Here is a 22,554-nt window from a genome sequence, read left to right as displayed (position 1 = left end):
GCACCCCTTCACTGTAGTACTCACTCGGAGAGCAACTGTTGAAGATAACGCCGGTCGGGCTTGCCGTTGGCGAGCAAGGGGATCCGCTCCAGAACGGTGAAGGACTTGGGCGCGGCCGCCTCACCTAGCTGCGCACGTACCCAACGACGAAGGGCTGTGTCTCGTTGGCTCCCCGACTCGATGGCCGCATCCTCAGCCGGCACGATACCGGCGACAATACGTTGTCCCCAGTGGTCATCGGCCACCCCGGTCACAAAAGCCTCGCGAATTGTTGGATGTGACTCCAGCACCCGCTGGATTTCGGCGGCGGAGACCTTGACCGCTCCCGAGATCAACACATCATCCACCCGTCCCAGCACACGCAGTTGCGGAGTCTGCGAGGTTGAGGCGGTGAGGATTTCCCCGTAGTCATCGGTGAGGTAGGTGCGGGTGCCATCCGGGCCGGTCCGAAAGTGCTCGGCGGTGAGCTTGGGCTGGTCGAGGTAGCCGGTAGCGACCATGGCGCCGGTGAGGGTGACCCGGTCCACCGCGGCCCCGCCGGCGATGGTGTGCCGGGCCACCCCCAGGTCCACGCCCGGTAGCGGACGGCCGTTGTAGACGCACCCACCACACGTTTCCGAGGAACCATAGGTTAGCATCAGCTTGATGCCGTGCTGGCGGGCTGCCTCGACGCTGGCCTGCGGCGCGCGAGCGCCACCGACCAACACGGCGCTGTAGGACCGCAGGCCATCGATCACCTCGGGGATCGCCTCCCCGGCCTCCAGAAGCCGGGTCAGTTGCGTGGGGACCAGCGAGACGTACCGGGGTTGGTCCACCGGGGTGCGCTCGTTGAGGCCTGCGGTGGTAGCAACGAACTTTTCGGCCGTAAAGGGTCCGGAGGGCAGCACCAGTGGCGTGGTTCCGGCCATGATCGATCGAGACAGCACCGCGAGACCGGCCACGAACTGGGCCCCGACCGCCAGCAGCCAGCGTCCCTGACCGGCCAGCGCTTCCGCGGTGGCGGTTGCCGAGGCTTGCAACGCGGAGGTAGACAACAGGGTTTGTTTGGGCTTGCCGGTGGACCCGGAGGTGCGAACCACCGCGGCGATGTCGGGGCCCCCGCCCCGAGCGGGGTCTCTGGCCTCGGGGCGGAAGATCACCTCGCCGGAGCCGGTGAACTCCACCGGATCACCGGTGTGGTCCATCGCGCGTTGCAGCGCAACGAGCATCTGGTCGAGCTGGTGCGGTGTTGGTAAGTCCATGCCGTGACGACCCTATCGCGGGGACGGGATTAGAAATAGCGAGGGAACGCCGACCAGTCCGGGTCCCGTTTTTGCAGAAAGGCGTTCTTGCCTTCGACCGCTTCATCGGTCATATAGGCTAGGCGGGTTGCCTCGCCGGCGAAGACCTGCTGGCCCGCCATCCCATCGTCGGCCAGGTTGAAGGCGAATTTCAGCATGCGAATGGCTTGCGGAGACTGAGCATTGATATCGGCGGCATACTGGAGTGCCACGTCTTCGAGTTTCTCGTGCGGGACCGCTTCATTGACCGCACCGGCGTCAACCATATCTTGGGCAGAATACTCACGCGCGGTAAAGAAAATTTCTCGGGCCTTCTTCTGGCCCACCATCCGGGCGAGCAGGGCTGAGCCGTAGCCGGCGTCAAAAGAGCCCACGGTCGCATCGGTCTGCTTGAACTTTCCGTGCTCGGCCGAGGCCAATGTCAGATCAGCGACAACGTGCAATGAATGGCCACCACCGGCTGCCCAGCCATTGACCAGGGCGATGACCGGTTTGGGGGTGGTGCGGATCAGGCGTTGGACTTCCAGGATGTGCAGGCGTCCGGCACGGGCGGGGTCGATCGTTTCAGCGGTATCCCCGCGGGCATAGTGGTAGCCATCCCGGCCACGGATCCGCTGGTCGCCACCGGAACAGAAACTGTGGCCACCATCCTTGGGCGAGGGGCCGTTACCGGTCAGCAGGATGCACCCCACGTCTGAGGACATCCGGGCGTGGTCCAGGGCCCGGTAGAGCTCGTCGACGGTGCCGGGACGGAAAGCATTGCGTACCTCGGGACGGTTGAAGGCGATGCGCACGGTCGGCAGATCGCCCACCCAGTCCCCGTTGTCATCGCGGAGCACCTGGCGGTGGTAGGTCAGGTCGGTGAAATCACATCCTGGCACCACCCGCCACTGGCTCGGGTCGAAAATATCTGAGACCTTCTCAGGAACGGAGGTATCGGCCGGTTGGGGCCGGGCAGGGTAAGGCTGTGCAGAGTGCGTGGGCGAAGTCTCGGTCATGGAACCCAGTCTAGTCATGATGGTCGCTGGTTAGACTGGTGAGCACAGCAACAGCCAGTAACTACCTCACGGTGTCGAGACCTCAACAGAGAGCACATCATGACTACATACTCGTTGCAACGACTGGATTGGGATGGAGCGGTCAATGCCTGGCAGATTCGTCCAGGGTTCTTCCGGATGGGACGGGCTGAAGCGCTGACTTCTCGTGGCTGGGACCAGATGGTCGATGCCGGCGTGGGGACGGTGGTTGATCTGCGTAATACTCCCGAGATGCGCAGACGGTCCACCGATCCGGTAGCTGGGCAGCGTCCCGCAGCGCTCACTCGGGTCAACACGCCTGTCCACGAGCTGCAGCGCGAGGAGTTTTGGGCCCGGTATGACCCCTACCCGCGGGACCCGAGTAGCTACCAGGACATCATCGAGACCTTCCCGGATATGGTTGCCACCGCGGTGGAGGCGGTGCTGGCTCCGCTGGAGCGTGGGGAATCGGTGGTGGTGCACTGCTCGGCGGGTCGCGACCGGACCGGGTTGGTGGTTACCCTCGCCCTGCAATCCGGCCGCGTTCCCGGCGGTGGTACGACCCTGCACGAGCTTCTCGCCGTGCACGAGGCCGCCTTACGTGGCATCAACGACCACCACTTGCACTCGGCGGTTCCGCATCCGGTCGAGCGTGGGCTCACCGGTGAGGAGTTTGAGCGCGACCTAGCTTTTCGTGCCAGGGCTCTGGAAAAGTTTGTGCGACAATGGACACCGCGCCGGGTTGCGGAGTTCTTGGACCTCGCCGAGCAGAACCGCACCTAGTTCTCCAGCTTGCGTCCGGTGGTTTCCGGTGCCAGGACGAACATGACGATCACGGCCACCACCACGGTGCCGGCTCCCACCAGGAAGCTTCCCGGCAGACCCAGGACCGGGACCAGTGCGGTGATAAAAATGAGCGGTCCAACACCGGCGGAAATACGGGAGATGGTTGAAGCCCAACCGAAACCAGAGGCCCGTAGCTCGGTGGGGTAGATCTCGGAGGCATAGGCATACATGACTGGGATCGCGACCTGAATGACCATTCCGTAGGTCAAGATCACCGGTAGTACCGCGGAGGGGATGTCCAAGACCATCGCCAGTAGCACCAAGAGTAGCGAGCCGATGATCGCCGAGATGGCCAGCAGCGGTCGACGACCGGTTCTTTCGATGGAGTATGTGGCAATCAGTGCGCCCACCAGACCGAAAGCGGCCATACCACCGGTGGTGATAAAGGCCTGGGACTCGACGTACCCGGCCTCGATGAGGAAGGTCGGCAACCACTGCAAGGAAACGTAGTAGACGAACATGATGGTCAAGAACAGCAACCAGACCGACAGAGTGATTTTCCACGAGTACGCCCAAACACGACGTAGCTGGTCGAAAATCGCCCCCGAGGACATCGTGGGAACATCCGTCATGGTTTCCAGCTGATAGGGTTTCGGTTCGGCCCCGGTGGCCTCGACCAGCCGGTCAATGACGTGGCGAGCCTTGTCGTGTTGGTTAGTGCGAATCAGATACATCGGTGATTCCGGGACCCAGAGCCGCACGAAGATCAGCAGTATGGCTGGCAGTACCATGACCAGCATGGTCGGTCGCCAGTCAGCAAAAATCCCCACGAGCCAGGCGGAGACGAACCCAGCCAGCGCGGCACCGATCGGCCACCACGCGTCCATGGCCGCCAGTACTCGGCCACGTTGTCGACGTGGCGTGAATTCTCCGACCAGGGCGTAGTCGACCGGAATCGCGCCCCCGAGCCCGAACCCGGCAATGAATCGCAGAATCGCGAAGGTGACGACATCGGTAGCAAACACTCCGGCAATGGTGAACAGTGCGAAAGTTGCAATGGTGGCGGTAAAGGCGGCTTTGCGCCCGATGCGGTCAGCGATGGTGGACCAGACAAAGGCACCGACGGCCATGCCCAACAGGTTAGCGGTGCCGATCCAGGCAGCTTGACCTGGCTCGAGATTCCATTCCTCGGAGAGCAGCGGGATTAACACACCGTTGAGTGAGACGTCCCAGGCGTCAAACATGAATCCTAGACCGCCGATCAGGAAGATTCGTCCCTGAACGTTCCATTGCCAGGGCAGATTCTGGACGACATCGCTACCGGTGAGAGTGTGTGATGATGAGTGAGCCATGCCATGATGCTAGGACAGTGCGTCGCCGATTGCATGCCCAGGCTCTGAATGAGTCGTCAGCTGACGACTGCGGACGTAACACCCGTCCCGTCGGTGGAGCAGGGACCGATGCTACGCCCGTTGGTCACACGGTGGCTACTACCTGAGGCGAGCGTTTAGACCTCGCGGGCCAGCAACGTGTCGTGGTCCTGGGTAGACAGCAGGTACAGGGGAATCTCCAGCACCGAACGTGCGCCAGTTTCACCGGCTTCGGCCAGCCGTGATGCGGCACGAGCGAAGGCCACCATGGCAGCGGCAGTGAAATCCGGGTTGGACTCGAGCTCGAGCGTGAACTCCACGCTTTGCTGGGAACCGCCCAGATCGCCGGTGGTGATCACATGACCGCCGTGTGGCATGCCGAGGTGGTCACGTTCGAATTCTTCCTCAGAGATGAAGTTCACGGTGGTCTGGTATGGGGCGAAGTAAGCCGGCATGTTCACAACCTCTTCGCGAATCCGGTCGTGATCGGTCTCATCGGCGACGATGTAGCACATCCGAGCGTGAGCCTCGGTGGAGACAATGTCCTCGCCTTCACCGGCGCGAGCCTCGGCGATGGCATCTTCGCGGGGCACGGTGTATTGCACCCCGCGCTTGACCCCTTCCACCCGGCGCACCGCATCAGAATGACCCTGCGACAGTCCCTTACCCCAGAACGTATTCTGCACCGGCTGAGGGAATAGTGCCTGGCCGAGCACGCGGTTCATCGAGAAGAGGCCCGGGTCCCACCCAGTGGAGATGATCGACAGGTGGCCGGAGCTTTCAGCGGCTGCGTTCATCTTCTGATAGTGCTCGGGGACCTTCGAGTGGTTGTCGTAGGTGTCCACGGTGGTGAAGTGCTCGGCGAATCCAGTAGCTTGTTCCGGGATATCGGTGGCTGAACCCAGGCAGAGCAGGAGCACATCAACCCGGTCGGCATACTGGGCGGCATCGGCGACGGGGTAGACAGGAGTCTGCGTGTCAAGATTGTCCCGACGAGAGAAGATGCCGAAGAGCTCGAAGTCCTCGGTAGCCTTGATGAGTTTTTCAGCGGAACGGCCCAGGTTGCCGTATCCAACAATGGCAGCGGTGATGGTCATGAGTACTCCTTGATCTGGTGCTTTTCACGGTTCTCTGGCCTGACACCCTGCTGATGCCGGGCCGGCTAGAATACACCCCAAGCCTAACAGCAATTGCTCGTGTCTAATAGGAGTGGATACTATGTCTTTGCTGTAGATGTGCTGATAGTGCGTACCTGGCGATTTTTCTTACCTCCGCCGTTCGGTGGCGTTCAAGGCGGTGAGCAGAAACGCGTACTCCCAGGCCTGGTCTTCCCACATGCGATAGCGTCCGGAGGCTCCGCCGTGTCCGCCATCCATTTCAATCTTGAGTAACACCGGCGATCCGCCGGCCTCCACAGGGGCGTCGTGGCGGCTGGTGACGGTTTGGCGCAGTTGCTGGACCCACTTGGCCGGTTCCACATACAGCACCCGGGTATCGTGCAGTGAGGTCACCGCAGCGATGGCCGGATAGTCCACGGGCCGAACATTGGTATAGGGCGTATAAGAGGCCATATAGTCATAGGCCTCGGCATCCTGTAGGGGATTTCCCCACTCATCCCATTCCAAGGTGGTCAACGGCAAATCCGGGTCCAGCATCGAGGTGAGCACGTCCACGAAGGGCACATCGGCCAAGATGGCCCGGTAGAGCTCGGGAGCGAGATTGGCGACCGCACCCATCAGCAGTCCACCGGCTGAGCCACCCATGGCTGCAATCCGGTCGGGGTCGACCCACCCGGAGGAGGCGACAAATCGGGTGGCATCGACGAAATCGGTGAAACTATTTTTCTTATGTAGCTTCTTGCCGTGCTCGTACCAGGGACGTCCCAGTTCCCCGCCGCCGCGGACGTGGATGACCACGAAGACCACGCCACGGTCCAGCAACGACAGTCGGGACGGGGCAAAGAATGGATCCATGGAGATCTCGTAGGAGCCGTAACCATACAGCAGAGCGGGATTGCTACCGTCCCAGGCCACATCACGGTGACGGATGATCGAAAGTGGAATGGCCACGGACTCTTCGGGGCGGGACGTGGGCGCCCACCAGCGTTCCACCAGATAGGCGCTCGGGTCGTAGTCGGGGACCTCTTGGCGGCGTCGCACTGACAACTCGCGGGTGGTGGGGTCATAGTCCAGGACGTGAACCGGGGTGACCCAGGAACTGTAGCTCAGCCGGACCAGCGGTGATTGGTAGGGAGCCGAGACCAACTCACAGCTAAAAAGCTCTTCGGGAAACTGCGGTTCCACGGCCGGCTGTTGATTTTCGGTGCCTAACCCCTCCAGCGGGATCACCATGGTGCGCGGGGTGGTCTCCACCCGGGCGGAGACGATCGCGTGAGTACGGTTGACGTCAACCTCATCAATCTTGGTCGCGGTCGAGTGCGGCATCACGGTTCGCCAGGTCTCGGGCTCGGTGACGGTCTGCGCGGACACCATCGAGACCGTGTTGTTCGGAAGCGGTGTGCCATCCAGTGGGTTCCGGTCATGAACAATGAGGTAGAAGCGCTGATCGTCGATGACGACCGGGGTGAGCGTGTGCAAACTGTTCAGCTGGCGACTGACGGCCAGCTGCGGGGCGGGAATACTCGGGTCGGTCTCCGACAGTGCAAGCACTCGGGTCTCGGAGATCTCTGAGGTCCCAGAGGAGATGATCAGCTCGGTGCGGTCGGCTGAGAGGCTGAACCCGGTCCAGTACATCTGGTCGGGTTCCTGATAGATCAGCTGGTCCGCACTGCTCGAGGCGCCCAGCCGGTGGACCATGACCCGGTTGGGGCGCCAGGAATCATCGGGCAAACAGTAGAAGACCTGCTGGCCGGTGCGGTCGAAGCTCAGGCCGGCGAAGACACCGGTGAGATCCTCCTGGTGATCCTCACCGGTGGTCAGATTACGGACCAGCAACCGGTAGAGCTCATTGCCGGTGGTGTCGACCAGATAGGCCAGCGTGTTGCCGTCGGGGGAGACGCTCATCCCACCCAGCGAAAAGAAGGGATGGCCCTCGGCGGCTTCATTGACGTCAAGAATTACCTGTTCACCGGACAGGGGCTGGTCACGTTCCACCACCGGCGGGGTCCAATCGGCTACCAGATCACCGGTGTTCTCGGCTGCTACCCGGCAGTGAATGGGGTACTGACTACCTTCGCGCGTGCGGACAAAATACCACCAGTCATCCCGGCGTATTGGCACCGAAAGATCTGTTTCGATGGTGTGGGATTTGATCTCGGCGAAAATCTGCTCCCGCAACGGTTGTTGATCGGCAGTGAGCTGTTCGGTGTAGGAGTTCTCCTCCCGCAAATGGTGCAACACCTCGGGATTATCGGCATCACGTAACCACTCGTAGTGGTCCGTGAGGGTCCGGCCGTGGTGAGTGACCGTGTGGGGACGTTTGGCTGCGAGGGGTGGATTAAAGCTCATAGCCCCATGCTACGCAACCGAATGGACCGAGTCTGGTGGGCTAGTTCAGCCCTAATAATCCGCGGAAGACGCCCATACCGAAGAAGAGTACGAAAGCCACCGCAACCACCCACATCAGCGGGTGGACTTCTTTGATGCGTCCTTGACCGGTGCGGATGACCGCGTAGGCAATCATGCCGGCCCCGATGCCGTTGGCGATCGAGTAGGTGAAGGGCATCAGGATGAACGTCAAGAAGGCCGGGATAGCAGCACCCCAGTCGGAGAAATCAATATTGGTGACCTGGGTGACCATCATGAAACCGACCACCACCAAGGCGGGGGCGACGGCTTCGAAGGGCACCAGGTAGATCAGTGGGGAGAGGAACATCGCCAGGATGAACAGCAAGCCGGTAACCACTGACGCGAAACCGGTGCGGGCCCCTTCACCGATGCCGGTGCCGGATTCGACGAAGATCTGGTTGGAGGAACCGGAGCCAGCACCACCGGCGGTGACCGCAATGGCATCGGCCATCAGTACCCGGTTCAGATGCGGAATATTGCCCTGGGCGTCCACGTTGCCAGCCTCCCGGGCCAGACCGGTGGAGGTGCCCATGGCATCGAAGAACACCGACAGTAGGATCGCGAAGACCAGCAAGGTGGCCATCACCGCGCCCACGGAATCGGCGGTAAAGGCACCGAAGGAGATCTTGCCTAGCAGGCTCAGATCCGGTGCGGTCCATTCCGGTACTGAGGGGGCCACCAGCGACCAACCGACCGGGTTGACGTTACCATCATCATCCACGGCGGGGCCGATCTGGAAGATGGCTTCGAAAATATTGGCCAGTACCGTTCCGGCGACAATGCCGATCAAGATCGCTCCGGGGACCTTGCGAATGACCAGTAGCGCGGTGATGACCAGTCCAATCACGAAGACCAGCACCGGCCAGCCCTCGAGTTCTCCGCCGGTTCCGAGACCAACCGGCACGGTCGTACCGGCCTCATCGGGTAGACGGCGCACGAAACCGGCGTTGACGAGCCCGATCAGGGAAATGAACAGGCCGATTCCGACCACGATGGCGGTTTTCAAAGAGTCCGGAATTGCACGGAAGACCGCTTCACGGAAACCGGTAGCAACCAGGATGATCATCACCAGGCCCGCGACCACAATGAGGCCCATGGCCTGGGGCCAGGTCAGTTCCGGGGTGGTCGCCACGGTAATGGCGATAAATGCGTTGATTCCCAGTCCCGCCGCCAGCGCGAAGGGGTGTTTGGCCCACAAGCCCATCAGGATGGTGCTCAGCCCGGCCAACAGGGCAGTCACGGCAGCAACGCGAGGAATGCCAAGCACCTCCCCGGCGGCATCTTCCCCGGAGAGTACCAAGGGATTGAGCACCACAATGTAGCTCATCGCCAAAAAGGTGGCGATCCCGCCTCGAACTTCGCGTCCGAGCGTGGAACCACGTTCGGTGATTTTGAAGTAGCGATCGAGAGCGTTGCGAGGACGGGCATCGGCGACCGAATTGACGGTCACGAGATGGTCGGAATCGATCTTGGCAGAGCCGTGTTCAGAGCTGTTGTTGGCCATGCCGATTATGTTATAGCGCTCAGCCTTCAGCAGAAAATTGTTTATCGACTTCCGCGCTGGCCGGTCTCAGCGCGGAAGAACGTGGAGAGCACTCCGTAGATCACAAAGCAGGACCCGGCAATAAACAGTGCGCCATAAGCCAGGTACCACATGCTGGCCAAGGACTTGGGGTTGAACTGTTCGGGGACCATATTCAGTCCGGTGGCAATCGCCACGGTGGCCGCGGCTCCCAGGAGCACCATGATCCCCAGAGTCCACAGCAAAGCGTTCCACCCCAGATCGCGGGGGCGGCCCCGAGCTGAGAAAGCATTCCACTGCGGTTCGACACGGAAAATGATCGCTCCGCCGATCAGCCCCCAAATGCCCGAGACCAGCAAGGCCGCGACCATATCGGCGGGACGGTGCCAGGCCTCGAGGAAGGTGGCTACTCCCACCGCCGAGACAAAAACCGCGCCTAAGAACGCCACCAGTGACCGCCAGCGTGGTGCCACCACCAAAAAGATCGCAATCACCGCAGCGGCAGCGAAGGTGGTGTGTCCCGAGGGCATGGAATTGCCGGTGTAGTAGGGCACGCCATTGGCGAGATCGGGACGGGTCAGCACGACATTCTTGAGCACTTGTGTGCTGATGTTGGCCCCGGCAAATACCACTACCGCGATCAGTGACGCCAGCCAGCGCCGGCGGAATAAGGTGATCACCACAAACGTCAGCACCGCCAAGACTGCGACCACGGTGGGCAACTCGCTCAGCACCATCTGGGAGTAGCTGTGCAAGGACTGCAGGTTTTGCGTGGCCGAGTTAATGGCGGCCTGTTCGATGATTTGGCCGGTATGTGAGGTCACGAAGAAGGTATAGATGCCCCACAGCGCCAGTGCCATCACCAGCGCCCAAAGGGCCCAGAGTCCCAGACGGGAGGCCGGCTGGATGGCCATCGGAGCGTGCCCCGGCTGGTGTTGAGGGTGGCGTTCGCGTCGGCGTGAGCCAGCCGATTCATCCGAGACATGGGAGACGAGGCCGGGCTCGGATAGCCTGTCTGGTGAGGCAGGGGAGGAGGCGGCGTTCGGATGTAGCTCATCCACCTGAAAAATGTCGGTTTCCCCGTATGGGTTATATGTTTTCTTCGGATCAAAGGGCACCTGTTTTTCGGCGGAGATCGGTTCAGATTCGGGGCCCTGTTCCGGGTCGTGCTGGGATGATCGATGCCGAAAGTTCACAGCGCCATTATCCCGTACCTATCTGGGAATTGACGCAATTACACTGGAGAGGATGAAGACTGTCGGTGATCACACACCTTGGAGCGATGACCGGTTACCCGATTTGATCTCACCGGTGGGGCTAGTTTCGCGGGAGGAACTGCACCGTGTGGCAGTGGCGGTCGGGCTTCCGATGCGGACCCGTTTCCGCGGGCTGACGGTGCGGGAAGCGATGCTGATCAAAGGGCCACGAGGGTGGGCAGAATTTTCACCCTTCGCCGAATACGGGCCTGTGGAATCCTCGCGCTGGCTGTCGGCCACTCTGGAAGCTGGCTGGCTGGGTTTTCCCACGCCGCGGCGTAGCACGGTGTTGGTCAATGCCACCGTGCCAGCCATTGCCGCCGAGCAGGTTGAGACTGTGTTGCGTGGTTTCACTACCGACGGTGATCTATCGAGCCTTTCGGCGGTGAAGATTAAGATCGCCGAAAAACTCCCGGCCGATCCGGCCCAGCTCGATCGACACATACACGGTGTACAGGCCGACTACGAGCGGGTGATGCGGGTCCGGGAGTTGTTGCCCGAAGCGCAGATCAAGGTTGATGCGAACCAGGCGCTGACCGTCGACGAGGCGGTCCACCTATTGGGCGTGCTGCAAGAGGCCGGGCTGGAATATGCCGAACAGCCGGTGCCCGGTCTGACCGCCATGGCAGAATTACGTTCCCGGCTGGCTCGAAATGGTATCGACCTACCCCTGGCCGCCGATGAGTCGATCCGCAAAGCCGAAGATCCCTTCGCCGTCGTTGCCGCCGAAGCTGCCGACATCGCGGTGGTCAAAGTCCAGCCACTGGGCGGGATTCGTCGCGCGCTGGCGGTCGTCGAGGCCACCGGTCTGCAGGCCGTGGTCTCCTCGGCACTGGATACCTCCGTGGGAATGAGCGCTGGGCTGGCCCTGGCCGGGGCGTTGCCCGAACTGCACTATGCATGCGGTCTGGGGACGGTGGCGCTGTTCTGCGAGGACGTCTGTTCGCCCCCGCTCATCCCCGAGCACGGAGAGCTTACCGTTCCGGCGTCTCATTCCGAGGTGTCTGAGCCTGACCCAGACAAGCTGGCTCGCTTTCGTCTCCCAGAAGACCGCCAACAGGTATGGCACCAGCGTTTGGAGGAGGCCTATTCCGTGCTGGCAGGTTGATCGGTCTACCATGGTGAGCATGGACTCCATGCTGACCGCGCGCACCATTGTTGGTACTTTGCAACAGGCGGGTGTTCGTCACGTCGTGATTGGGCCCGGCTCTCGTTCGGCCCCAATGGTTTATGCCTTGGCCGAGGCCTCCCATCTGGAAGGGTTCAAGCTCTACGTTCGCGTTGATGAACGGGCAGCAGCTCATACTGCCTTGGGGCTCAGCCTTGGTTCCGGTGCCCCGGCAGCGGTCCTGACCACCTCTGGGACGGCGGTTGGCAACCTGATGCCGGCGGTGATGGAAGCCGCCCACGCCGACGTGGCACTTATTGCTCTGACTGCAGATCGTCCCGCCGAACTGCAGGGAACCGGGGCAAACCAGACCACCGATCAGCGCAATATTTTCGGTGTCCATGCCCGCGCGAGCGTGACGATCGACTCCGAAGACTACGATCCCGCCAGCCTGCGAGCCACCGTGAAGGCCATGGTATCCCTGAGTACCGGGACCGCCTCGGAACCGGCCGGACCGGTCCATCTAAACCTCAGGTTCCGTGAGCCGCTGGTCCCGAGCCCGGATAGCCTTGCCCCTACCGATTTCGCGACCGGACCACTGCCACTGGTTCACCGGATTGCCGACGAACAATGGGATCCCAGAGACCACGACCCCGGTCGGGCTCTGATACGGCAACATACGCTGGATGTTTCCGAGCTACCCGAACACCACAGTGTGGTCATCGCCGGGCATGGAGCTGGCCCCGTTGCCGCCGAATTTGCTCACGCACTCGGACTGCCGTTGTTCGCCGAGCCCAGCTCAAATGCCCGCTACGGACGTAATGCGGTCGCCGGCTACCCGCTCCTGCTGGGCACCAGCGCCGGTCAGGACGCTCACCCGCTGGCTGAACATATTTCTCACGCCGTCATTTTCGGACGCCCCACCCTGTCGCGACAAATTGCCGCGCTGTTGAAACGGCCCGATGTGAAAGCTGCCATGTATTTGCCCCGCCCGGTCGGATGGTTCCACCGCTCCCGCCGGCGGGAAACCATGATTAAAGAGCTCCCCCAGCTGGCACGCTTCGCCGGCCAAGGAGCACCCGGATGGTTGGCCGCCTGGCAAGCGGCTTCCAACCACGCCCAAGCTCGAATTGAATCAGCGTTGGAACAGGTTGCCGAGGACCGGCACCGCGAATGGTCCGCACTGACCGCCATGCGGGCAGCCCAAGTCGTGGCCGCCACCGCCCGCGGAAACCTTGTGATCGGGTCCTCCTCGGTGATCCGCGATATCGACATCGCCTGGCGACCGCCGTTCACCCCGCACTCCACCATTTACGCCAATCGGGGGCTGGCCGGAATCGACGGGACTCTTTCGGTGGCCTCAGGAATTGCCTTGGCCACCGATCTTCGCACGGTGGTGTTGTGCGGAGACTTGACCTTCCTCTATGACTCCCTGGCTCTCGGGTCGTTAGAAACCGAGCCGGATCTGGACATCGTCGTCATCAACGACACCGGTGGGGCCATCTTCGCCGGTCTGGAACACGGCCAGGTGGCCCAGTATCCCGGGATGTCCCCGGTTGTCGAACGTTTCTTTGGGACGCCGCACGGCACCGACATTTCCGCGCTATCTCAAGCCTTTGACATCGACTACCAGCTGGTCAACAACGAGTTTCAGCTGATGTCGTTGCTGGCAGAACCCACCACGGGACGTCGCGTGATCGAGGTCCGTTCCGATCGCGAGCTGCGTCCCAGCACCCGGAAGGCAGTCCAGGAAGCGGTACGGGCTAGTTTTGTGTAGGTCTCGATGTGCTGTCTCGAAGCTTGACACCCAGAGCCTGCAACATAGGTTCTAGCTTTGCGGTCGTCTCCTCTAATTCCTGATCGGGAACCGATCCAGGCACAATCCCGCCACCGGCAAAGAGTCGCATGGTTTGGGCGGTTTCTTGCACCCCGCCACGAAGTGCAATACCGAACTCACCGTCTCCGGTGGCATCACACCAGCCCACCGGCCCGGCATAGCGCCCGCGATCGAGACCGTGAGCACGGTATTCCAGATCGTGGATGACTTCGCGGGCCTTAGCGGTCGGGACACCATTGACAGCCGCGGTGGGATGAAAGATCTCGACCAGGTCCAGTACCGAGGTGTTTTCCGTCATCGTCGCGCTGATATCAGTGGCCAGATGCCATACATTGGGTAACTCGAGAATGTAGGGCGTGGTATCGGCCTGCACTGTCTCAGCCAGTGGGCGGAGCCGCCCTAACAGGGACTCCACAGCAGCCTGGTGCTCAAATCGCTGTTTACGATCCTCCAAAAGCTCCCGGCTCACATCGACCGGTTCGGCTGACGTCTGAGCCAGGGACTCGACCTGTTGTCGGGACAGCGTTCCAGCCAGGACCCGTGCGGTCATCCGTCCATGGGTTCGGCCCACCAGTAATTCGGGGGTAGCGCCTACCAGCCCATCGATCAGATAGGTCCACGCTTGCGGATAATTTTGAACCAGTGCGGAGGCAGTCGTGGGTGGGCGGAAGCCCTCAGACCGCGAGACCACCACCAGGTCCCGACTTAATACCACCTTGTCCAGGTTCGTGGTCTCAAGGTGGTCCAGGGCCCGGCCCACAGCGGTCCGGAACGTTCCGCGGCTGATACGTGACGCCGAGACGGTCTCGGCGTCACGGGTTGCCGACCAGCCCTCGGGCGTCTGTATCGGCAGGTGGGCTGTGCCCTGTAGCTCACGCCACCGGGCACGGAGTTGCTCTATCGATAGGCTGAATTGTGAGCCTTGATTCAGACGTGAATCTGAGTCATCAAGTTGCCACACCAGTGTGCTTGTTCCAGGCGTATGAATCAACAGGACCTCTGGAACGAGTGCAACGGTGTCGGTGGCCGAGCGGGCATCGAAGGTGGCAGAAATCATCGCCCGCGGGGGGATCATCCCCAACGATAAGCCCGGGGTACGGGGGACTGGGTAGTGGGTACCAGGTGCCGGGGTGTGTGCTTGCTGAGACCACCACGACGCTAAACTCTGAAACCGTTGCGCATCATTGGTGTGGTGCTGGGCGGTGATGCCCCACCCGACGGTGCCGTAGCCCTCACGCACCCAAGCGGCCGAAACATCCGTGGCTAATAAGGCAGACAGATCAGAGGAAAACTCGGCGGGGTCGATCGCAACAGACAGAGTATAAAGCATGGCATCTTTCAAGATACCGGATTCTATGCACCGGTAATGAGCTCACGGTCTGGACGGCGATCGACCATCCCCGGAGGTGTTCGTCACATCGGGTCCGAGGATGTCCGGAGTATACTCCAGACAGAACCGTTCGCGACATGTGGACTGACCAAGTGCCAACAATCTCAACGCATGGGATAGGGTTGAACGAGTGACCGAACCATCCATTGCTTCATTACCGGCAGGCTTCTCGGTACTAGACGACTACCCTGACCTGGTGGCGGTGCTCGTCGAGTCTCTCAGCGCCATTGAAGAGGAACTTGCCGAGGCGTTGCGCAATGCAGATGAGCTCGCTGAAGCAACCACCCGACACCTGCTCGATGCGGGCGGAAAACGGTTACGTCCCCTGCTGGCGGTGCTGGCCAGCATGTTGGCCGATCCCGGAGTTGCCAACGGTCAAGTTCATGCCCCGTCAGAGAACATTCGAAGTGCCGCGGTGGCGTTGGAACTGACCCATTTAGCGACGCTTTATCACGATGATGTGATGGATGAAGCCGATATGCGTCGTGGGGTGCCGGCAGCACATAAGCAGTGGAATAACTCTTTGGCCATTTTGGCCGGTGACCTGATCTTTGCCCGCGCGTCGATGCGAATGTCGCAGATGAGCGCGGAAGTGATCCGGGTCCATGCCCAAACCTTTGAAAGTTTGGTCATGGGCCAGATGTGGGAGACTGTCGGACCGCGTGCAGACCAAGATCGGTTGGATCATTACCTGGCGGTGATTGATGGTAAGACCGCTTCTCTGATTGCTACCACCGCGCACATTGGCGCGTTGCTCGGCGGGTGCTCGTCCGAGGTCGTGGCCATGATGCGCAACTACGGTCATAACGTTGGCATGGCATTCCAGCTGGCCGATGACATTATTGATCTGGTTTCTCCAGGTGAGAAATCAGGAAAGGTCCCCGGCACTGATCTGAAAGAACGCGTCCCGACTTTGCCGACCCTGCTGCTGCGTCAGGTAGCTGCGGAGGGTGATCAGTCGGCACAGCAAGCTGTGGCTTTGATTGATGGCCCGCTGGACACCCAAGAACAGGTTAACCAGGCCTTGGAAGCCATCGCCACGCACCCGGTGCTTGAGCGGGCGTGGGAACTGACCCGGGTCTGGGAGCGTAAGGCTTTGGAATCTATCGAAAACCTCGACGACTCTCCGATTAAACAAGCCCTGATTGCTTTTGCCCACTACGTCGTGGAGCGCCAAAACTAGCCTGGAAGGCTAGTGTTTCCAATAGCGATTTCGCTGCGGGGTGGAGTCCGGATTTACCCACGGGGCTGGAATAAACCACGCGCCGTGGTGATCGAGCGCGACGAATCGCCACGTGCCGTGATGGAGATCGGCGTGGTGGGCTGCGCAGACCAGAATGGCATTATCCACCGCGGTTGAACCCCCGTGACTCCACGGCTGACAATGATGGATTTGGCACCATAGGGCCGGGATCGTGCACCCCGGAACGGTACACCCTCGATCTCGAGCAACCACGGCCTGATACTGCTTGAGCGAAAACTGACGCCGAGCCCGCCCGATATCTAAAACCTCCGAACGACCACCGAACACCACGGGAATGAGTTCTGCCTCACAACTGGCGATCCGCAGTTCCGCTGCAGATAGTGGCCCCAGGAACTGGCCCTGGCTTACGCGTTGTTCCGCCATGACAGTAGGCACCCTGTGTGGTCCGTTGTGATGGTTGCGGTAGGTGGCCAGTAGCGACTGGTAATCCATCAGGGTCAAAATTCTGGTTGAGCTACCCCGGTGGCGGGGGAGGCCGTTGGTTTCGGCGTTGAGCCCGACAGCTGCCAAGAGTGCTGCTACCACCACATCCAAGGTCCGTCGGGTGCGCTTGCGTGTATCGAACCACGTATAGTGATGCGCAGTCAGGGTGTTGCCGTGGCGGTCCTCAACCATAACCGTGTTTGGATCCAAAGTTGGGAACGCAACGCGCAATGCGGTGCGGATGGGGTGGGGAATGGAATCTGGTTGTTCGGGGAATTCCAGGCGTTGCTGAATACCGCCCCCGGTAGCGTGAGCGAATTGATTAGCTGCAGCGTCTAGTGTCAGCAACAGTTCGGCGCCCAGCCCGAAAACGGTGCCACCAAAATCAACGCCACGGTCGGATCGTTTGGTAACCCAAAGGCGTTGTTCCGTCCGGGGAGATAGCACTTCGGCAGGTTCTGGCCCGTCCTGATCGATCGTGGATGCTATGGTGTGCAACCATCGCCGGCACATCTTAGCGAAGACGGCGGGGTTCACGGTTTGTGCGGATTCCACCAGTTCTGGTTCGACCGCCTCGATCACCCGGTGTACCAGTTCCGGATCAGTGGCTGTCTGCTGGCCGTATGTCCGCACGTCGTAAATCAGCCGCACCAGCCGATCAACGTTGGCTGTGGGTACCCGACCGGCGTGAAAAGATCGCGCCAAGAGCGGAAGGACAGGAGCAGAAGGGGGTCGTCCTAATCGGGCCGGGCTCGGTTCGAGCAGATCCGCTCGCCGAGAACGTTTTGAGGCCTCGGTTCCGGCAACACCGAGTGTTTGGCTGAGATACCGTCGGACCTGAGTTATCCCTGTCTGCTGTTCTGGTATGCCAAGTAGTCTCTGGCGATCGACACTGGTTTCTAAGGCGTGCTGGGTCATCTGCGTGAGTCCGGTCTTGATGGCGTCGCAAAGATACGAGATCTTCTCCAGCCGATGGTGCATCTCTGGCAACGCATTGTCCAGATCTTTCGGTGGGGTGATAACTCGTGACTGCACCGGATCATCGGCTACCCGTTCCGCGCTCGCCCACAGGGTGTTCCAATCTGTGGCCGGTTCCGTTCCGAAGTGCGCCAGTTGTGCCGAGACGCTGGGGTTTTTCGCTTGTTCTGAGGCCAGCAAGACGAGGTGCTCGATGGTGGTTAGTAACTCGCCCAGACTGACACTCGGGGCCCCCTCGGTGTCGACAAACCAACTTTTCCAATCTGGCCCCTGGCTTTGGTTAGCCTGGAAATTCTGCGTTTTTGCCATGACACACCGCCTGGTCGTGGTCGAGGATCTGGTCAACGTGCGAGGCGTGACCCGTTTGTTGCACCCAGACTAGAACCGCCTCTGGCATCGGGAGGACTCGCTCAGGAGCAACTGTGGATAAGGACAACGCTGTCCACAGGTGGCTGTCAGCCGGTGACGCCAGGGAGCACGAGTCAGGAGCAGGCCAGGTTCAACCGGGTGGCCGAGGCATTGAGATGCGGGCGTAGGCCCTCGGCGATGCGCTGGCGGTCAGCTACTTCGACCGGCTGACGGAGCTGACGATACAGGCTGTCGTCGGAGTAACGCGGGAAAATGTGGAGGTGGTAGTGCCAGACATGTTGGTTGCCGGCCGGCTCATTATGTTGTCGCGTGGAGATGCCCTCAGGATTCCAAGCACGCTTCATCGCCAGGGCGACCTCACGGGCCATCAGGGCAATGCGGGTCAGCACCCGGTCCGGGAGGACATACAGTGATTCGTAATGTTCGGCCGGGGAAATCATGACGTGCCCTTTATGTGGGCCGAAACCGTCAACGGCAACAAAGACGATCAGATCATCGTCTTGATAGACGACATCGGAGGCTTCACACCGGTTATTGGGATCAGCCACGTCTCCGGAGACCAAACCGCAAAACGGGCAGACGTAACCCTCTGGGGCATGGGAGGTGAGGGGAACATCGTGGAAATCAGGCATGGTCCTCGGCATCTTCGTCGGGATCACTCAGGGCCCAGGTGATGACGTCAGTAACGACTTCTGAGATCGTGCCATCTTCACAGAGCCAGTCACCTTCACCATCTGGTGTGTCTGCACCGACGGTACGTCGCCAGAGCAACGGGTCGGGCAGTGGTAACTGATCGACGGGGATCCCCCAGGCTGCAGATTCTTCCTCATCTTCGAGAAATACCAGGTGGTCATCGACGATGAAAAACTCATCCGGGTCGAAAAAGAAATGGGTCGTTTCCAGCAGTTCCGGACAGGATCCTAAACACAGATAGAACTCAACGAGAGAAATCGGTAGGTCGTTGACGCTGAGAACCGGCTCATGTGCGTCGCGCAGTTCGGCGGAGATCGGTCCAACAGCCAGCCGTTCGGCCAGTGTCTGCAACGGCATCCCGTCGGCAGGCGACCAGGCTCGCCCTAACAGATTGTGGGGTAGCTGTTGGTAAAGCTCGGTGAAGACCCCGGTGCTCGTGGAAGATTCATCGGCCATGCCCATTAGTCTAATCATCTGCGTCATGTGTGTAAGGGCCCACTGGCCTGATCCGGTCCGTTGTGAATCCACCCACACAGGTGTTCGCCCTGGGCCAGTGTGGCGGATTTAGCGTCGGGGTATCGTCCGGAAATCGGTAGAGTGAGCTCATGACTTGGGGTGTACCCGCCGAGCTGGACACGGGGCGTGCGTCGTAATGCTCACCGGTGAGTCAGCCGACCGCATGCTCTCATAGTGAACTGGCTACACCCCGTGGCAGATGGGTGAGACGACTCAAACTGAAGGATGGCTTGTGACTGCTAGTGATAACCGACCGTTGCGCGTAGCGATTATCGGCGGAGGGCCAGCTGGAATTTACACGGCGGACCTGCTGACGAAGGCAGAACGAGATTTCGAGGTCAGCATCGATATTTTCGACCGCTATCCGGCCCCATTTGGACTAATCCGTTATGGAGTGGCTCCTGATCACCCGCGTATTAAGGGCATTATTAAAGCCCTCTACCGGGTGATGGACCGTGGCGATATTCGTTTCTTTGGGCACGTTGACTATGGCACTGACCTCACCTTGGCCGACCTGCACCGCTACTGCGACGCGGTAGTCTTCTCGACCGGTGCGGTACACGATGCAACCTTGAACATTGCTGGTGCTGAGTTGGAGGGCTCTTTCGGAGCTGCGGAATTTGTCAACTGGTATGACGCCCACCCGCATACACCTCACGAGTGGGATCTGTCTGCAGAATCTATTGCAGTGATTGGCAACGGCAACGTGGCCCTGGATATCTCTCGTGTATTGGCGAAATCCGCCGATGAAATGCTGACGACAGAGATCCCAGACTACGTCTACCAGGGCCTGAAAAACTCCCGGGCGAAAGACATCCATATCTTCGGCCGTCGTGGTCCGGCCCAGATGAAATTCACGCCTTTGGAATTGCGTGAATTAGCGCACTCGCCCAATGTGGACATCGTGCTCTACCCGGACGACTTTGAATTCGATGAAGCCTCAGAACAGGTTGCGCAGAGCAATAACCAGATCAAGAACATGGTGGGAACGCTCAGCAACTGGATGTTGGAGCAAGAAGAGCGTGAGGAATCCGGAGAAGACACCGGGGCAACTCGTCGATTGCACCTGCACTTCTTACAAGCACCGCAGAGAATTCTGTCGGATGAGTCCGGCACGCATGTCGCCGGAATTCGAATGCAACGCATGGAACTGACCGGAGACGGCAACGTACAGGGCACCGGGGAGTTCATCGACTATCCGGTGCAGGCCGTCTACCGGGCCATCGGCTACTTCGGTTCCCCGTTGGTTGGGGTGCGGTTCAACGACAAAACCGGCACGATTGTTCACCGCGAGGGTCGGGTGCTGGATGAGAAGGACCAGCCGGTGGTCGGGCTCTATACCTCTGGATGGATTAAACGCGGTCCCGTCGGGCTGATTGGTCATACTAAAGGCGATGCCCTGGAGACCATCGGGCACATCATCGAAGACGAACCGCACCTTTATACCGCCGAGCAACCGGATGAACACGCCATTATTGACCTGTTGGAGTCTCGTGGAATCCGCTACACCGACTGGGAAGGATGGCACCGGCTGGATGCGCACGAGGTGAAACTGGGAGAAGAGTTCTCGCAGACCGCAGGGATTAGTCGGGAACGGGTTAAAGTCTTCTCCAATGAGGAGATGGTCTCGATCTCCCGTCAACACAAATAACTGCTCTCACCAGCACGGAAGATCAGTTACCACTCAGGATGGGCGCCTAAGCTGGGCATAATATTAATGTTAACGCGGTCTACACAGGGGGTCACCGGTGCATAGTCACAACAACCGCTTGAAAACCTTTGTGCTGTTCATGGTCTTGGTCGTGATCCTGCTGGCAATCGGCTGGCTGATTGCACTGGCAACCGGGAGAATGATATGGATCGGAGTCTTTGGTGCCATGTCGTTGATTTCGATCGCGATCTCTTACTGGAATTCCGATAAGATCGCGCTGAAATCGATGCACGCCTACTCGGTGTCGCCACAAGACCAACCCGAGATGTATCGAATCGTGGAAGAATTGTCGCAACGGGCCCAGCAGCCCATGCCTCGGCTTTATGTCTCGCCGACCTCATCTCCCAATGCTTTTGCGACCGGACGGAACCCGCAGAACGCCGCGGTGTGCTGTACTGAAGGGATCTTGCACACGCTCAATGCCCGAGAACTCCGTGGAGTGTTAGGGCACGAGCTGATGCACGTCTACAACCGCGACATCCTCACCAGCTCGATCGCTGCGGCCATGGCCTCGCTGATTACCTCGGTGTCTCACATGTTGCTGTTCGTCGGGGCCGGTCGTGGCGGTCGGGATAACGGCGGTAATCCCTTGGCAATCATCGGGCTCATCCTGACGATGATCTTGGCGCCTTTGGCGGCCAGTCTGGTCCAATTGGCCATCTCCCGGTCGCGCGAATACGATGCGGACCAGGATGGAGCCAGCCTGACCGAAGATCCCCTCGCTCTGGCCTCGGCGCTGTACAAGCTCCAGCACGGTGTCCAGGCCGCACCACTGCCCCAAGAAGACAATAAGTTGGTCAGCTCAGCTCACATGATGATCGCTAACCCCTTCGGTGGTAAAAGCGCCAGAGCCTGGTTCTCCACGCACCCGCCGATGGAAGATCGGGTGCAACGTCTCGAAGGAATGGCGCGGTCTTTGGGGCAGCTCGATTAGTTGACTAACTAGCCGAAACACAGCCTCTCTCGTCGTTAGTCATGGTTACTGGGCTCCGGATAGGTTTCCACCGGACGCTGAGTAACCGCGATCCAGTGCTGTTGTAGCTCGTCTTTGATGGGTTCAGCCACGAATTCTTGTTTGGCTGCCACCGCAGCCTTCAGAGTGGCCTCACGGGTGGAATCAGCGCGCTCATCGATCTCGGCCTGGTGGCGGCGAGCCTGTTCGTAAGCAGGCTGGTTTCCCGTCCGGCGCACCGAGGCCAACTCGTCCTGTAGAGCACGTTGTTGTGCGCGGGCATCCTCGAGGACATCGGCGGAAATGAAGGTCTTGACGAAGCCCTCGTCGACAATCAGCCCGCGACCGGTCTTAATACCGCGACGGAGCGCGGCGGGCAGAACCTCCGAAGGTTGGTAATCGTCCGTGGTTTCCCACTCGAGCGTGTCCAAGCTACGGTTTTCGACATTGCGACGCACCAATGCCCGGCCGACGGTCATATCGACATAACGTACCGGGTGATGGGGTTCCACGAGCAACAGCATGATTCTCCTTGCGTGATCGTCTCTCAGGCTTT

18 protein-coding genes are annotated in these 22,554 nt (G+C 60.3%); 6 read left to right on the top strand and 12 right to left on the bottom strand.

The genetic code is table 11. From position 1 onward, the window contains the following. Window positions 1-20: 20 nt before the first annotated feature. Entirely contained in the window at window positions 21-1,241 is a 1,221-nt protein-coding gene (locus DCC25_RS03940; protein WP_233487898.1) for an AMP-binding protein, read from the bottom strand. Between the two features lie 29 nt (window positions 1,242-1,270). After that, on the bottom strand, window positions 1,271-2,278 hold the full coding sequence (locus tag DCC25_RS03935; protein ID WP_110100674.1) for a 1,4-dihydroxy-2-naphthoyl-CoA synthase: 1,008 nt from the start codon (window positions 2,276-2,278) through the stop codon (window positions 1,271-1,273). Between the two features lie 99 nt (window positions 2,279-2,377). On the opposite strand from DCC25_RS03935, the gene DCC25_RS03930 reads away from it, so the two are divergent. Then, window positions 2,378-3,079: a tyrosine-protein phosphatase gene (locus DCC25_RS03930; protein WP_110100673.1), complete on the top strand. Its 702-nt coding sequence runs from the start codon at window positions 2,378-2,380 to the stop codon at window positions 3,077-3,079. Here DCC25_RS03930 and DCC25_RS03925 read toward each other — a convergent pair. The 5 genes from DCC25_RS03925 to DCC25_RS03905 form a co-directional block, all read right to left on the bottom strand. Beyond that, a complete protein-coding gene (locus DCC25_RS03925; protein WP_110100672.1) occupies window positions 3,076-4,434 on the bottom strand; it encodes an MFS transporter in 1,359 nt (452 codons plus the stop codon). The two genes, DCC25_RS03930 and DCC25_RS03925, sit on opposite strands and share 4 nt — an antisense overlap. Window positions 4,435-4,589: 155 nt before the next feature. Then, window positions 4,590-5,549, bottom strand: a complete 960-nt coding sequence (locus DCC25_RS03920) for a diaminopimelate dehydrogenase (protein ID WP_110100671.1) — start codon at window positions 5,547-5,549, stop codon at window positions 4,590-4,592. A gap of 168 nt (window positions 5,550-5,717) precedes the next feature. Next, window positions 5,718-7,919, bottom strand: a complete 2,202-nt coding sequence (locus tag DCC25_RS03915) for a S9 family peptidase (RefSeq protein WP_110100670.1) — start codon at window positions 7,917-7,919, stop codon at window positions 5,718-5,720. Between the two features lie 40 nt (window positions 7,920-7,959). After that, a complete protein-coding gene (locus DCC25_RS03910) occupies window positions 7,960-9,483 on the bottom strand; it encodes an NCS2 family permease (RefSeq protein WP_110097982.1) in 1,524 nt (507 codons plus the stop codon). Window positions 9,484-9,524: 41 nt separating this feature from the next. Next, window positions 9,525-10,697, bottom strand: coding sequence for a phosphatase PAP2 family protein (locus DCC25_RS03905; protein WP_110097981.1), 1,173 nt, complete (start codon window positions 10,695-10,697; stop codon window positions 9,525-9,527). Between the two features lie 52 nt (window positions 10,698-10,749). On the opposite strand from DCC25_RS03905, the gene DCC25_RS03900 reads away from it, so the two are divergent. Further along, on the top strand, window positions 10,750-11,865 hold the full coding sequence (locus tag DCC25_RS03900; RefSeq protein WP_110100669.1) for an o-succinylbenzoate synthase: 1,116 nt from the start codon (window positions 10,750-10,752) through the stop codon (window positions 11,863-11,865). Between the two features lie 19 nt (window positions 11,866-11,884). Then, window positions 11,885-13,642 carry a 2-succinyl-5-enolpyruvyl-6-hydroxy-3-cyclohexene-1-carboxylic-acid synthase gene (gene menD / locus DCC25_RS03895; RefSeq protein ID WP_233487897.1) on the top strand — a complete coding sequence of 586 codons (1,758 nt, stop codon included), beginning with the start codon at window positions 11,885-11,887 and terminating at the stop codon, window positions 13,640-13,642. Here the strand turns inward: menD and DCC25_RS03890 are convergent. Further along, window positions 13,629-15,032, bottom strand: coding sequence for an isochorismate synthase MenF (locus tag DCC25_RS03890; protein WP_110100667.1), 1,404 nt, complete (start codon window positions 15,030-15,032; stop codon window positions 13,629-13,631). The two genes, menD and DCC25_RS03890, sit on opposite strands and share 14 nt — an antisense overlap. Before the next feature lie 190 nt (window positions 15,033-15,222). Between DCC25_RS03890 and DCC25_RS03885 the strand changes: the two genes are divergently transcribed. Next, window positions 15,223-16,275: a polyprenyl synthetase family protein gene (locus tag DCC25_RS03885; protein ID WP_110100666.1), complete on the top strand. Its 1,053-nt coding sequence runs from the start codon at window positions 15,223-15,225 to the stop codon at window positions 16,273-16,275. A gap of 9 nt (window positions 16,276-16,284) precedes the next feature. On the opposite strand, the gene DCC25_RS03880 is transcribed toward DCC25_RS03885, so the two are convergent. From DCC25_RS03880 to DCC25_RS03870, 3 genes are all read right to left on the bottom strand, one after another. Continuing rightward, on the bottom strand, window positions 16,285-18,066 hold the full coding sequence (locus DCC25_RS03880; protein ID WP_110100665.1) for an HNH endonuclease signature motif containing protein: 1,782 nt from the start codon (window positions 18,064-18,066) through the stop codon (window positions 16,285-16,287). Window positions 18,067-18,239: 173 nt separating this feature from the next. Further along, window positions 18,240-18,758, bottom strand: coding sequence for an HIT family protein (locus DCC25_RS03875; RefSeq protein ID WP_110097975.1), 519 nt, complete (start codon window positions 18,756-18,758; stop codon window positions 18,240-18,242). Beyond that, window positions 18,751-19,275: a hypothetical protein gene (locus DCC25_RS03870; RefSeq protein WP_146206406.1), complete on the bottom strand. Its 525-nt coding sequence runs from the start codon at window positions 19,273-19,275 to the stop codon at window positions 18,751-18,753. The genes DCC25_RS03875 and DCC25_RS03870 overlap by 8 nt, the downstream gene beginning before the upstream one ends. Before the next feature lie 259 nt (window positions 19,276-19,534). On the opposite strand from DCC25_RS03870, the gene DCC25_RS03865 reads away from it, so the two are divergent. After that, a complete protein-coding gene (locus DCC25_RS03865) occupies window positions 19,535-20,986 on the top strand; it encodes an FAD-dependent oxidoreductase (protein WP_110100663.1) in 1,452 nt (483 codons plus the stop codon). Window positions 20,987-21,083: 97 nt separating this feature from the next. Beyond that, complete coding sequence (gene htpX / locus DCC25_RS03860; protein ID WP_110100662.1) at window positions 21,084-21,980, top strand: zinc metalloprotease HtpX; 897 nt, start codon at window positions 21,084-21,086, stop codon at window positions 21,978-21,980. 35 nt (window positions 21,981-22,015) lie between these two features. On the opposite strand, the gene DCC25_RS03855 is transcribed toward htpX, so the two are convergent. Then, window positions 22,016-22,522: a hypothetical protein gene (locus DCC25_RS03855; RefSeq protein ID WP_110097971.1), complete on the bottom strand. Its 507-nt coding sequence runs from the start codon at window positions 22,520-22,522 to the stop codon at window positions 22,016-22,018. Window positions 22,523-22,554: the final 32 nt, after the last annotated feature.

The sequence above is a fragment of the Auritidibacter sp. NML120636 genome (genome assembly GCF_003185945.1).
Lineage (GTDB): Bacteria > Actinomycetota > Actinomycetes > Actinomycetales > Micrococcaceae > Auritidibacter > Auritidibacter ignavus.
The sequence above is the reverse complement of the archived record's forward strand: the minus strand, read 5'-3'. Positions and strand labels throughout refer to the sequence as shown.